Origin of the sequence: Paenibacillus sp. DMB20 (genome assembly GCF_000987955.1) — a bacterium.
Lineage (GTDB): Bacteria > Bacillota > Bacilli > Paenibacillales > Paenibacillaceae > Paenibacillus_AQ.
The window spans coordinates 132993-145653 of record NZ_LAZU01000012.1 but is presented as its reverse complement, the minus strand read 5'-3'; the positions used below and the strand labels follow the sequence as shown (position 1 = coordinate 145653).

The window sequence follows — 12661 nt, the reverse complement described above, 5'->3', positions numbered from 1 at the left end:
CTAGTCGGCGAGCCAATGTTCCAAATGCTCTCTTACAAATTCATCGTCATTGAGATGAGGATAATCTTTGTAAACCCGGTCAATCTCCTCAGACTGCCCCGGCGACAGCGTCTCGTTCGGATTCAGGCACCAAGTGCCTTCGAGCAAACCCTGACGGCGAAGCACTTCATGAATGCCCGGAATGCAGCCGTGAAACTGGTTGGCCGGATCGAAAAATGCCGCATTGCTGTCCGTCACCTCGACATTCCGGGTAAGCCATTCCGCCGGGATGGCACCCGTGCCGCGAACCTGCTTGATTTCCTCCAGCAGTTCCACCGCTTTGCGGGTCCAGACGGCCCAATGGCCGAGCAGGCCTCCGATCACCGGCTTCTCCACGATTTCGCCGTTGACATTGAAGCGATAGGTCGTGAGGAGATCGTTGATGATATTATCATCATTCCCCGTATACAAAGAAATTTCATCCCGTCTGCTAGAATAACAAACCGCGCGGACCACATCAATCGTTTGGTAACGGTTAAAGGGTGCCATTTTTATCGCCACGACATTCGGAATTTCCGCAAATTGGCGCCAGAAATCGAAGCTGAAAATTTTACCGCCCACGGACGGCTGCAGATAAAAGCCGATCACCGGCATGATCTGCGCGATCGCTTCGGTCCTCTTTAATATATCCTGCTCGCTCATGTCGGCAAGCCCGCCCATCGAGAGCAGTGCTGCATCATAACCAAGGCCTTTGGCAATATTGGCTTCGTTTACCGCCTGCTCGGTCGGTCCGCAAACGCCCGCGACCATAATGAACGGCCGATCCAGGTTCGCGCGCTGGATTTCTTCGGCTGCCAGACGAAGCACCGGCTCATACAGGTCGATACCCTTGTCCCGGATTTCGAATTGGGTCGAGTGAACGCCAACGGCAATGCCGCCTGCGCCGGAAGCCGCGTAGTAACGCGTCAACCCGCGCTGGCGTCGCTCATCCAGCTTACGGTCCGCATTAAGGGCCAGCGGGTGCGCGGGGATAACCAAGCCTTCGGCAAGCGCTTTTGCTTTTTCGCGCGATAATAAATTATTCTGGCTCACTTAGAATTTCCCCTTTCTTTCCTGAAAATGCGTCGGCTTGTTCCAGGTATCGCCTCCGGCAAGTACCCATTCCGCCGTCCAGTCGATCATTTGGAGAAGAGATACTTTCGGATAGCCGAACAACTGGTGGGACTTGGTCGCATTGTTCAGCAGGGCGGTTTCGGACTCCACGCCCTCGAATTTCGCTTCCTTGCCCATGCGTTTCGCCAGTTCTGTGGCTGCCCAGCGGATGGACATCGTCTCCGGCCCGGTAATGTTGATGATCTCCGGCGGCGTGCCGCAATGCTTCAGGCAGCGCAGCGCCATTTCATTCGCGTCTCCCTGCCAGATCACGTTCGCGTGCCCCATCGTCAGGTCGATCGGACGATCCTCGTTGATTGCTTTGGCCAGCTCCAGCAGCACCCCGTAACGCATGTCAATCGCATAGTTCAGACGGTAAATGGTCATCGGGGTGCTGTTCTGGTGGGCAAAATACTCAAACACGCGCTCCCTGCCAAGACAGGATTGTGCATATTCGCCGATCGGCTCCGGAGATACGGACTCGTTCACCCCGCCGCTGCCCACCGATGAAAACGGATACACGTTGCCCGAGGAAAAGACCACGATTCTGGAATTCTTATATTTCTCGGCCACGCGGCCCGGCAGATAGGCGTTCATGGCCCAAGTAAAATACTCACGTCCTGTCGTGCCGAATTTGTTTCCCGCCATGTAGATCACATTGGCGGCTTCAGGCAGTTTCTGAAGCTCCTCGTCATTCAGCAAGTCGCAGGAAATCGTCTCTACGCCCGCTTCCTCCAGTTCCCGTCTGGCTTCCGCATTCGAAAACCGCGATACCCCGATAATTTTTTTTTTCAACCCTCCTTCCTTAACGGCATTGGCGGCGAGTCTTGCGAGACTCGGTCCCATTTTCCCCCCGACTCCGAGAATCAGGATATCCCCTTCGAGCTTGCTTAAATCGGCAATCAATGCTTTTGACGGTTCGGCCAGCTTTGCTTCTAATTCCGCTACGGTTTTCAAGTTCAATCATCTCCTTATGATTACTTTCCTCTTCATCATAACGAGTGTTCATATATAAAGACAAATCTTTAAATCGTCTTTAATTAGAATGCTCTCTTTACGGCCGAATTGCAAGAGGATAACAGGAAAGCGACCACGTGTAGTGCGGCAAGAACGAGATAAACATGGCTGGAAGGAACACCGCACGCATGACCTTCGGGCGGGTCCCAATTTACGGACACCCCCTGTTCCACCATCCTTGCATAACCACGCCTGGAGGAAAAATTTGACGGTACATTAAACGCCAAAACCTGCCCTTTTTCCCTGCATCCGGATTTAAAAAAAGCCAGGGGATTAACCCTAGCGTAAAATAAAACATGTTTTATGCCGCTGCCGAACCTTTTAGAGTTCCTTCTGCAAAAAAACAAACCGGAAGATTTGTCGCGGCCGGCCGCGGGGCACCTTCTCAAGACCCGAAATTTCAACCAGCCCGTTGTCGATCCACAGCAGCAAAAGCCGGTGGGCGCTTCTTACCGTGATGTCCAGCAGATTGGCGAGCTCATGCACTTTGTACTCGTATTTGCCGAACCGGGCCCGCTGATGAAGCAGTTTGCTCAGATAGGCGCTCGTCATGCCGGCATCCTCCGCCTGTTTGATCAAAGCCGCGTCGGTAAACGACAGCACGTCCTGAACCGGATCGGCCATTTCCAGCGGTCCGATGAGCGTCCCGTCTTCCCGCACGATAAAGCAAGCGTTCCCCCCGGCTTCCTTGGCCTTTCTCATGGCGATCCGGGCGTTGGTGCCCGCGGCGCTTGCCGTACGGCCGAAACCCATCCCGATGCTAAGGGATATGCCATGCGTTTTGTTGACGTCCTTGGCAAGGGGGATCGTCTTGTACCCTCCGGTTTCCCTTTCGAAAATGCCCCGCGTCGTAAAAAACAAATACTCGTCTCCGCCCATATGGGTCAGATAGCCGTCAAGGGATTCCACGTAATCCAGCACCATGCGGTGGATATCGAGCTTCAGCTTTTGAACCTCATGCTCGTTGTTGCGTTTCAGCGCTTGCGTCCCGAAGTCGTCGACATTAATCATGCCGACCACGATCTGCCCCTCTCTGCTGCGGCGGGATGCCGTAGACAGCAAAGCTCTCTCCAGCGAGACGATGATATCCTGATCGGAAGGCATCAGCCATGCGTTCGGCACGCCCCTGCGGGTCAGCTCAAGCGCGGCCGATTCCAGGCCGGTGAAGGCAATCGAGCATTTTCCCGCCAAATAATTGGCCTCATGGAAATCCGCAAGCTGGTTCTTGGAAGAATAAGCCGGACCGTCATATATGGATGCCGCCACCTCGCTCATGTCCATATCCTTTAGCGTACGCCTGACCATCGTTTCCGTCAGGGTATCCACGGAAACGCCGCCCTCCAGCTTGCAGGAATGCAGGGCAAAAAAGAGGGCTTTATATAAACCGGCATCCGTCACCGGCACGTGATGAACGGGAATGGGGAGAATCACCTGCTCCTTCACCTTCCGGTGCGCCAGCGGATCGGAAAGGATAAGCACTTCAACTTCCCCTCCGAGCTGCCCGGCCAGGGCGGGAGCCTCATCTTCATGCTTAAAGATAAGGGGTACCGGAGCAAACGACGGAAACGTCTCAATGACCCGCATAATCTTATCCACTACCGTCTGAGGCCCAATCACTCCGATACGTATTTGCTGGACAAGTTTTTGATTCTGATCCGTCATTGAACACTCACTCCCGATCGTTTATCCCTCATGCGCTGCAGCCGCCAGTGGGCGGCAGCCTCTACCTAAATCATACCTTCTCGCCGCAATTTGGCAAGCACCCAGCATGACGCGTTTTGATCACCGCCTGATCGCCCTCGGCTTCATCGCCGCCTGCCCTTGAACTTCCCCGTAAGCAGGCATGCACAAAAAAGCACCATTTAGGTGCTTTTTTCGCGCAGCGCCAAGGGGAACTGCCGATGCCTTTTATCGAAAGCGCTTTGACAGTTCCCTTCTTGAATTCATGATTTACTTCGACCATTCTCCGATGATAGCCTCGATCCGGCGTTCGATTTCGGCCCGCTTTTCTTCCGAAATGCTGCCGCTCTTCGCTTGGCCCAGATGCTTCAAGGCGTCTTGAAGATGCTTGACCGCCTGCCCGGTTTTGCCCTGCCCGTGTTTATGGTCCGCTTGCTTGATCGCATTGAGCAGCTGCTGGCTCAGGGGATGGCCTACGTCACCCTGCTCTTTCCACGACTGGATATGGTCCATCAAGTCTTGAGGCGAATCTCTTACGGCTCCGCCCACCTCGATTTTCATCAGCCGGGTATCGTTCGTGTAATACACGTTCCCGTCATTGCCGAGCGTGACATGCTGGGAATCGGCAAGCGTTTTATGCTCCATGGAAACCGGATCGACTACCGTAACCTTGCCGGCCAGCGTGGAGTAAATCAATCCGTCTTCGCTAAAGCGGATGTAGACCGGGCGCCATCTGCCATAATTTACGACATCCTTGTAAATCGTTTTGCTCTTCACGACTTCCTGGGTAGCCGGGTCCACGGCAAATATCGTCCCGTCGAATGCGGCCCACAGCAATCCGTCCGGACCAAAACTCGTTCCGCTGATGATCTTAGGCACGGCCGGCGCTCCCGGTATGGACGGAGTCCACTCTTTCACGGGTTTGCCCAAGGCAATGTCCCAGACGAACATTTTCGCGGCAGGCTCGGTCGGATCGATGCCCAGTCCGCCCGCAACCGTGGTAGAACCGTAAATTTTGCCGTCTTTTACCGCAAGGCCGACGATCGACTGATTGTTCACGACGTTTTTAAACTCCACCGGTGCCCCGCCCGCAGCGGGATCATACACCGTCAGGGAGCCGCCAAGCTTGCCGTAATCGGGAATCGTGCCGATAAACAGCTTGCCTTCGCCCGAAGTCATGACGAATGGGCGGTCCTGTCCGGCAATTTTGAAAATATTTTTCGGATTCACGTTGTTTTGAATCGGCTTTGTCACATCAAGCTCAAATATATTGGCACCGGGATAGATGCCCATGTACATTTTGTCGCCCATGGCATGCATGCCCTCGGCCTGGCCAAGCGCGAAATTCTCGAACTTGCCGGTTTCGGTTGAATAAGCCGCCCCCGTGCCGCCCGGATAACCGCTGATATACATTCGGCCGTCCGGCCCTTTTTCCATCGTTTGCACCGGGATCGGGTTCCCTTTCACCGGATACGGAACGGCTTTCACCTGCTTCGTCTCCAGGTTCATGTAAGCTACGCTTCCGCCGAACTGCACCGTCGCCAGGGACGCTCCCGGAAGATCCGGATCGTTCGGCACCTCGACCCAGGCAGCGTTGCGCAGGAACGTGCCGTAGGTTACGCCCGTATCCACGGCGTCCAGCGTGCTCAGATCGACTTCCATCAGATGATTGTTTTGGACAAAATAAACCTTGTTGCTGCCCGGCTTCCCGTAAGACAGGCGGATCCCTTTATTGTTCAGGTGGTACCGGTCGCTCCACTGCCCCTTCTCCAGATCATAGAACAGCAGGGCGCTGTTGCCCTTGCCAATGCCCGCAACCAGGTATTTGCCCGCCACGTCCAGCTGGTTTACGACCCCGCTGTCCACGGCTCCCCCGTATGACGGGAGGGCGATCGTTTCCTTCGCGCCGGTTTCGACATTCACCTTCACGATGCTTCCCTCAATACCGATGCCTACATACAAAGATCCGTTATGGTATGCGGTAGAACGGCTGTAACTCTGGCCCGTGCCCACAATCCCGTAATCCTTCATCTCGCCGGTAGCCGGATCGTAACGGCCTGCCTTTGCGTTTGGATACGAACCGAAATAAATCCGGCCCTTCTCGTCATGCGACAAGCCATAAACGACCTGCTCGCCGATGCCGCCCAGATCCTTCATCTCCTTCGTAGCCGGAGAATAGGCGTAAAGCTTGCCGTTGCCGCCGATGTATACGCTTCCGTCCGGTGCCGTGATGTGCGTCCAGGAGCTCTCGGAGCCCGGCAGGGGGTGCGTCCGGAGCACTGCCTTCGATTTCAGGTCGATCACTTGAAAAACAGCCGGTTTGCCCGTAACGGTTGTGTACATGACCTGCCGTCCGTCTTCCGTGCCGAAGGTTGCGTCATATATCGCGATGCTCTGCATCGGGGAACCCAGATCCACTGGCGCTCCATACGATTTGCCGACTTCCGCGGACGCGCTTGCGGCAGGGAACATGGCGGCAATAAGGGAAAAGCAAAACGCGAGGCAAATCGCGTGAGCTGCTGATTTTTTTCGGTTCTTCTTCATGGGGTTCGTCATCATTCATCCTCATTTCGTCGTAAAAATTATGGAGCCTAAAAGCATGAACGACCATTTATGGTAAACAGAAAAGCTCACCTTTTTGATCCAGGCATCCCTCCCCCAACTATGTATACGCTATCATTTTAGATCCTGGTTTTTATGTGGTTCTTTCTTTTGCAAAAAACTTATCATATCCCTATCTGCCTGTCAATTGGTCCTTATCTGGTTTCAAAAAAAGGCTGTGACCGCATTAAGCGGCCACAGCCTCCCACTTTCCTGTTCGATTAAGACTCCGATCCAACCGTGAAACGCTCGTTCACATGCTGCGGCCGCTCGATTTCGTCAAGGACGGCAATCGCAAAGTCCGCATAGCTGACGTAACTTTGACCTTTGGAGTTTACGAGCAGATGGTCTTTTCCTTTGACATAAGTTCCCGTTCTTGGGCCTTCAGGGTCAAAAAATGCCGATGGGCTAATAAAGGTCCAGGTTATGCCTTCGGATTGCTGCAGATCCTCCAGGTTGTGCCCCTGATTTTGTGCCGTTGCCAGGTACTCTTTCGGGAAATCCGGCGTATCCATCACCCGCATCGTTTTGGCCTCGTCCACGAACAGGCTGCCTGCGCCGCCGACAACGATCAACCGTGTTCCGGAAGCGCCTTTAAGAGCATCAATAAGGACTCTCCCCGCCTCTACATGCTGCGACTCGTTTCCGGGTGCCGCGCCAAAGGCGTTCACTACCGCGTCAAAGCCTATCAGGTCGGCTGAAGTCAGGCCGAAGACGTCCTTTTCGATGACGGAAACCTGTTGGTCCGTTATCTTTGAAGCATTTCTGACGATAGCCGTCACGTCATGGCCTCTTTCCAAAGCCTCTTTCGTAATCTGCAGACCCGCTTTACCGCTTGCACCAATGATGGCGATTTTCATCGTTCATTCCTCCATATAAATTTAATAAGTCGTATGGTTGTAATTTACATCATTACATCTGGGTTAAAAAAAATGAGTCCGCTGTTCTATTGTCGGTGTGACACGATTCCATATCCCCTGGCTTAACAGAGTAGGGAATCATCGAACGGATGCTAATTTTTTTACGGCTTACAACCTTCGTTGTAATCATTATAGTTACAACTAAGGCAAAATGCAATTGTTTTTTTAAACTATGGAGCTTGCCTAATCTGCCAATTAAACAAGCTCTTTCTTCCAACATAAATATGGACTAGCCCCGCGATGTTTAACGCATGCGGCTTTTTAAAGCGGACAACAGCTCCTCCTCGCCGATCAGGTAGGAAAAATACCGTTTCAGGTTTTCCCGGAAAAACACCAGATCATTCATGTCCAATCCGACCTCCCGGTACGTTGTGTAAAGATGGGACATTTCGCGATGCAGCCCGAGCCGTGACGGCTTGCCCGAAATTTCAACCTCCACCGTTTCGGTAATGTACCGGTTCGTCGGCAAGCTGTACGAGTGCCTCCGCAGATATTCCTGAACCCCGTCGGACACCAGGAAATCGGCCAACGCCTGTGCCATCTCCTTGTCCTTCGAGACCGCGTTGACCCCGATGCCTGTCGAAAGCAGCAGCGTCCTTCCGTTCTCAAAATGCGGCAAAGGAGCCACATCATACGAAAATCCGGCATCCTTTAGCTGATTGAGCATATAGTAGGTCGTCAAAATAACCGATACCTTCTGTTCCTTGAACAGTTTCTCCGCATCCAATTCACCCTGGGCCAGTGCCAGCGGGAACATGCCCTCCTCGTGGATGATTCCGCGAAGCCAGTTAAGCCCCGATAAAGCCTCCGGCGTTACGTCGCCGTTCAGGAAATCCTTCCCCTGCTGCAGCAGAAAAATAGGCCACCGGTTGAGGGAATACAGCTGCAAAGCCAGGCTGTAGCGGTTGGGCCTTTTAAGGGAGCGGAGCATCTCATGCAGATCGTTCCAGCTCCAGCTGCTGTCCGGCTCAAACAGGCGCCGCTCCCGGAGATGTTCCTTGTTGTACGCCATAATGACCGGCGAGTGGACGAACGGCAGTACGGAGAGATTCCCCTCTTCGTTTTGGAACGGGGGATTCAGAAAGGAGTACATGGACTCCCGCTTCTCCTGCGCCAGAAACAGTCCCGTGTTCCCGCTGTCTTGGAAATAAAGCATATCCTGCATGTTGACCGAAAGCACGTCGACGATGCCCAGCTTCATCAGGTTGCAAATGCTGTTCGCGCTTTCGTAGGGCAGATCGACGATTTCAACCCGGACATCCGGATAACGGTCATGAAACTCCTTAAGAATCGGGGTCAATTCGGCTTCCGCGAAAAGAGAAGGATATATCCCAAAACGGATGCTGCGTTTCAGGGAAGGCGAAAAAACCACCTGGGTGCCCACGCGCGGTATTTTTGCAATCAGGCCTTCCCCGACCAGCTGCTCAAGGGCTTGGCGAACCGAGTTTTTGCTCAAGCCGTAGAGCTCGATCAGCGCCAGCTCGGACGGCAGATACTCGCCCTTGGCGTAGACGCCCGAATGGATTTTATGGCGCAGGTCCGTAACCATGCGCTTCATTTTGCTCTGAAAAGTGTAGCGGTCGGATTTAGCCATTCTTATTTCACCTGTTCTCCTGTTTATCCCTGTATTATACCAGATATGAACCAAATTAAAAAAAACGCCGGGATTCTCTCTATTTCGAACTCTTCCAAATTTTCCCTTTATTTAACCACAGTGCCGCAGTGCCGCAGTGCGATCAACGCCGAACTGGTGTAAAATCTCTTCGGGAGGCGGGAAGCTCATGACGAAACGAATCATCCGCGATGCCTTGTTGTTAATACTCGGTTCGTTGTTATTCGCGATCGGCATTAATTATTTTTCCATACCCAACCGATTATCCGAAGGCGGAATTATCGGGATTACCGTTGTCACCTACTATTTGTTCGAATGGTCTCCCGGGCTGGTCAACTTTATTCTGAACGGGATTCTGATGGTGATCGGTTACCGGTACTTTGACAAGAAAACGACGCTCTACACCCTGATTTCCATCGTGTTAACCTCGGCGTTTCTGCGTCTGACGGAGATGCTTGAGGTGGAGCCGCATCCGGATACCCTGCTGGCCGCCTTGTTTGCGGGGGTATTCGTCGGAATCGGACTCGGACTGATCTTTCGTTCCGGGGGCACATCCGGGGGCTCGGCGATTCTCGCCCGGCTTGCCAATGCTTATTGGGGCTGGAGCCTCGGCAAAGGAATACTGATCATAGACATCATCGTCATCCTCGGCTCCGTCTTTATCATCGGACAGGAAAAAGCAATGTATACGCTGATCGCCGTCTACGTCGGCGCCAAAATCATCGATGTAATCGTGGAAGGGATGAACGAGCGGGTGGCGGTGCTTATCATCTCCAACCATCCGGGCGAGGTGCTGGAGCGCATTACGACCGTCATGTCCCGCGGGCTGACTGTCCTTGAAGGACGCGGAGGGTATACGGGCTCCAGCAAAGAGCTGCTCTATATCGTCATCAGCAAGCAAGAGGTCGTTCAATTAAAAAACATGATTAACGATATTGACGAAAACGCGTACGTAACCATTCACAATGTTCACGAGTTGATCGGAACCGGGTACAAAGCGGGCCAAAGATTAAGATAGCGTCCCCCTAAACCTATGTTCCGTCGCAGGCTTAAACGGCAGAAAGTTCGATAAAAAAGGCAGTCCATGACGGCATTCGTCCGGGACTGCCTTTAATCGTATTCAACTTCAAGCTTCGCCAGTAAGACCATCCGGAAGCATCTCGCCATGCCGTCGCAGGACGCTCAAGATGCGGTTTCTGTTTATAACCCGGCAGGCTTGTATTAAAATGAACGTAAGCGAAAAACCGGAGGTGTTTAGCCGCCATGCCCCGTATCAATGTAGATCTGATCCATCCCTCCTCGCAGGGACAGATGGATCTTAGCCTGTTGTTCTTCGGCAAAGAGGAATGCGTGCCCGGCCATTCTTGGGGACCCGGATTGCGGGACTCCTACCTTGTGCACTATGTTCACAGCGGACGCGGCGTTTTTTCGCTGCTTGATCGAACTTATGAGCTTGAGGCAGGCCAGGGCTTCCTGATTCCTCCGTCCGCCCTTGTCTTTTACCAGGCGGACGAAGAAAACCCCTGGGTCTATTCATGGTTCGGCTTTCGAGGGCTGCACGCCAAATCGCTCCTGCAGCAGGCGGGTCTGACCGCGGAGTTTCCCGTCTTCAGGACCGCACCCATCGGGAACCCGCTGCTTGACCGGATTAATCCTGCAGGCTATTTCGAGCATTTTCACGACGACCTGGTCGCCGTCCGGGAGGAACGCGGGCGGGATGCTCTCAGCCTGAGCATCCTATACCGGCTGATGGCCGAACTTATCCGATGCGCCCCGGAGGCGGTGACTCCCAGGACTTCCTGCTCCAAGGAATCGTATGTGCGGCAGGCGATCGAATATATCGAGAACCACTACAGCCAAAAAATCAGCGTACAGGACATCGCCCGCTTTGTCGGCCTTGACCGGACATACCTGTCAGGGCTTTTCAAATCGCAGTTCGGCCTTTCGCTGCAGGCTTTCTTGCTGGAGTACCGGATGAACCGCGCGGTTGACCTTTTACGGAACAAGGAGCTTACGGTCAGCGATGTTTCGCGCTCCGTCGGCTATACCGATCCTTTTTTGTTCTCGAAAATGTTCAAGAAGGTAACCGGCCTGTCTCCAAGGAACGCCAGGGGAACGGAAGCCTAGAATCTGCAGCGATCCCCCGAAAGACTTCAGGCGATTTGGAGCAGGGGCCCTACCAGCCGAAATCCAACGTTTTTCCGGTTTCCGCAAACGTTTTGATGGAGCTGAGCACCATCCACCAGGCCTGCTCTGCCCGTTCAATGGAAGGATGGCCCGGCGTAAAGTTATCGTTGATCAGGGCCAGTTTCGTGCAGCTGCCCACCGTTTCAAGCGTAACCGTGACTCTTGATTCCAGCTCGGCATGCTTCTCGTTATAGGAAGGACCCGGATGCTCCAAAAAGCTCAGCTTCTGCTGCGGCTCACAAGCCAGCACGGTCCCGTAAACATGCACCGTTTCATCCCCGTCCACACCCGGACCCACGTAGGCAAGCGGCTCCCCTTCTTTGAAGGAGGAACGGATCACACAGCCAAAAAAGGCACTTTTCGTCCCTTCCGGTGAAACCAACGCATTCCACACCTTTGCCTTGTCAGCCAGAATATAAAACTCATACTTCAGCTCCATGACCATCGCTCCTTATGTTGAAAAATAGATTTATATACAGTAATGGCATTCCTCATGAGCATATCGTTTAATGGACAACAAGTATTGTAAAAACGCGACACCAAAGAGGAGGATTCCCATGATTACCAATCCGCCGAAGCCCAGTATGGGGGTGTTGGGCCTAAAGGAGAACTCGGCCAAGTTCAGCTTGACCCGTCATATTCCCACTCCGGAACTCAACCCCTTCGTCAAGCATTACTGGATCATTCAATGGGATCTGACCGGACGCCCGGCCCATGATCAGGATGTCGTCCCGAATCCCTGCGTCAATCTGGTTGTCCAATCCGGGCGGACCGCCTTTTACGGCGTGCCGAAAGGCGTGCACTCCCATCGCCTGGAGGGAAAGGGCACCGTATTCGGAATCAAGTTCAAACCCGGAGGCTTTTTTCCGTTTGTGAAAAGACCTTTATCCGTTCTGGCCGGCAAGTCTTTCGGAACTTCGGAAATCCTTGGGATCGGACCCGCAGAAATCGAAAAAGCCGTTCTGTCCAAGCAGGCGCCGGAAGAAATGATTGCCTTGGCAGAGGAAATGCTGCAGCCACGGCTTCCTTCCCCTGACGATAAGGTGACGTTCATCAATGAAATCATTGAGTATGTCCAAGCCGACCGTCAAGTTACGACCGTTGATCAAATGTGCAGCTTCTCCGGCCTGAATAAACGGGCGCTTCAGCGTTTGTTCAGCCAATACGTCGGAGTCCGGCCCAAATGGATCATAAAGCTGTCCCGTCTGCAAAACGCAGCTGAAATGATGGATTACGAAACTTACGAGGATGGCATGAAACTGGCCATGGAACTCGGTTATTATGACCAATCCCATTTCATTAAGGACTTTAAATCGGTGATCGGCAAAACGCCCGAAGAATATATGCGCCTAAAATCGAAGTCAAGCCCACCCTCCCATGAGACCAACGGGGGCCGCCCTTTCCAACCCCCTCCTCCCGAGCTGCCGGCCTCTTTTAAATAACTGAGTTGTTTTTAATGTTCGTTTTAAAGACAGTAAACGCACCAAGCAAAGAAGGCTTCCGCTTACGGGAA

Annotated in this window: 10 protein-coding genes; 3 read left to right on the top strand and 7 right to left on the bottom strand. The window is 53.3% G+C overall.

Annotated features, from left to right (window positions below; genetic code table 11):
- From XI25_RS04345 to XI25_RS04315, 6 genes are all read right to left on the bottom strand, one after another.
- The gene (locus XI25_RS04345) at nt 1-1071 is read right to left on the bottom strand and encodes a dihydrodipicolinate synthase family protein (protein WP_046677524.1); all 1071 of its coding nucleotides are present in this window, start codon (nt 1069-1071) and stop codon (nt 1-3) included.
- Nucleotides 1072-2088: an NAD-dependent epimerase/dehydratase family protein gene (locus XI25_RS04340; protein ID WP_046677523.1), complete on the bottom strand. Its 1017-nt coding sequence runs from the start codon at nt 2086-2088 to the stop codon at nt 1072-1074. It abuts the gene before it with no gap.
- 381 nt (nt 2089-2469) lie between these two features.
- Nucleotides 2470-3810, bottom strand: coding sequence for a GTP cyclohydrolase IIa (locus XI25_RS04335; protein WP_046677522.1), 1341 nt, complete (start codon nt 3808-3810; stop codon nt 2470-2472).
- 288 nt (nt 3811-4098) lie between these two features.
- Nucleotides 4099-6372 carry an FIMAH domain-containing protein gene (locus tag XI25_RS04325; RefSeq protein ID WP_046677562.1) on the bottom strand — a complete coding sequence of 758 codons (2274 nt, stop codon included), beginning with the start codon at nt 6370-6372 and terminating at the stop codon, nt 4099-4101.
- A gap of 278 nt (nt 6373-6650) precedes the next feature.
- Nucleotides 6651-7289: an NAD(P)-dependent oxidoreductase gene (locus XI25_RS04320; protein ID WP_046677520.1), complete on the bottom strand. Its 639-nt coding sequence runs from the start codon at nt 7287-7289 to the stop codon at nt 6651-6653.
- Between the two features lie 304 nt (nt 7290-7593).
- The gene (locus XI25_RS04315) at nt 7594-8943 is read right to left on the bottom strand and encodes an extracellular solute-binding protein (protein ID WP_046677519.1); all 1350 of its coding nucleotides are present in this window, start codon (nt 8941-8943) and stop codon (nt 7594-7596) included.
- A gap of 187 nt (nt 8944-9130) precedes the next feature.
- Here XI25_RS04315 and XI25_RS04310 point away from each other — a divergent pair, with 187 nt between their 5' ends.
- On the top strand, nt 9131-9979 hold the full coding sequence (locus XI25_RS04310) for a YitT family protein (protein WP_046677518.1): 849 nt from the start codon (nt 9131-9133) through the stop codon (nt 9977-9979).
- A 245-nt stretch (nt 9980-10224) separates the two neighbouring features.
- The gene (locus XI25_RS04300; protein WP_046677516.1) at nt 10225-11088 is read left to right on the top strand and encodes an AraC family transcriptional regulator; all 864 of its coding nucleotides are present in this window, start codon (nt 10225-10227) and stop codon (nt 11086-11088) included.
- 49 nt (nt 11089-11137) lie between these two features.
- Here the strand turns inward: XI25_RS04300 and XI25_RS04295 are convergent, their stop codons facing one another.
- Nucleotides 11138-11587 (bottom strand): SRPBCC family protein, encoded by a 450-nt coding sequence (locus XI25_RS04295; protein WP_046677515.1) that lies wholly within the window; start codon nt 11585-11587, stop codon nt 11138-11140.
- A 118-nt stretch (nt 11588-11705) separates the two neighbouring features.
- On the opposite strand from XI25_RS04295, the gene XI25_RS04290 reads away from it, so the two are divergent.
- Nucleotides 11706-12590 (top strand): helix-turn-helix transcriptional regulator, encoded by an 885-nt coding sequence (locus XI25_RS04290; protein ID WP_082112200.1) that lies wholly within the window; start codon nt 11706-11708, stop codon nt 12588-12590.
- Nucleotides 12591-12661 lie beyond the last annotated feature (71 nt).

What these genes read in the sequence shown, in the direction of transcription:
- XI25_RS04310 (WP_046677518.1), top strand. Translation starts at nt 9,131, where the DNA reads ATGACGAAACGAATCATCCGCGATGCCTTGTTGTTAATACTCGGTTCG.
- XI25_RS04315 (WP_046677519.1), bottom strand. Translation starts at nt 8,943, where the DNA reads ATGGCTAAATCCGACCGCTACACTTTTCAGAGCAAAATGAAGCGCATG.
- XI25_RS04320 (WP_046677520.1), bottom strand. Translation starts at nt 7,289, where the DNA reads ATGAAAATCGCCATCATTGGTGCAAGCGGTAAAGCGGGTCTGCAGATT.
- XI25_RS04335 (WP_046677522.1), bottom strand. Translation starts at nt 3,810, where the DNA reads ATGACGGATCAGAATCAAAAACTTGTCCAGCAAATACGTATCGGAGTG.
- XI25_RS04295 (WP_046677515.1), bottom strand. Translation starts at nt 11,587, where the DNA reads ATGGAGCTGAAGTATGAGTTTTATATTCTGGCTGACAAGGCAAAGGTG.
- XI25_RS04290 (WP_082112200.1), top strand. Translation starts at nt 11,706, where the DNA reads ATGATTACCAATCCGCCGAAGCCCAGTATGGGGGTGTTGGGCCTAAAG.
- XI25_RS04325 (WP_046677562.1), bottom strand. Translation starts at nt 6,372, where the DNA reads ATGAAGAAGAACCGAAAAAAATCAGCAGCTCACGCGATTTGCCTCGCG.
- XI25_RS04300 (WP_046677516.1), top strand. Translation starts at nt 10,225, where the DNA reads ATGCCCCGTATCAATGTAGATCTGATCCATCCCTCCTCGCAGGGACAG.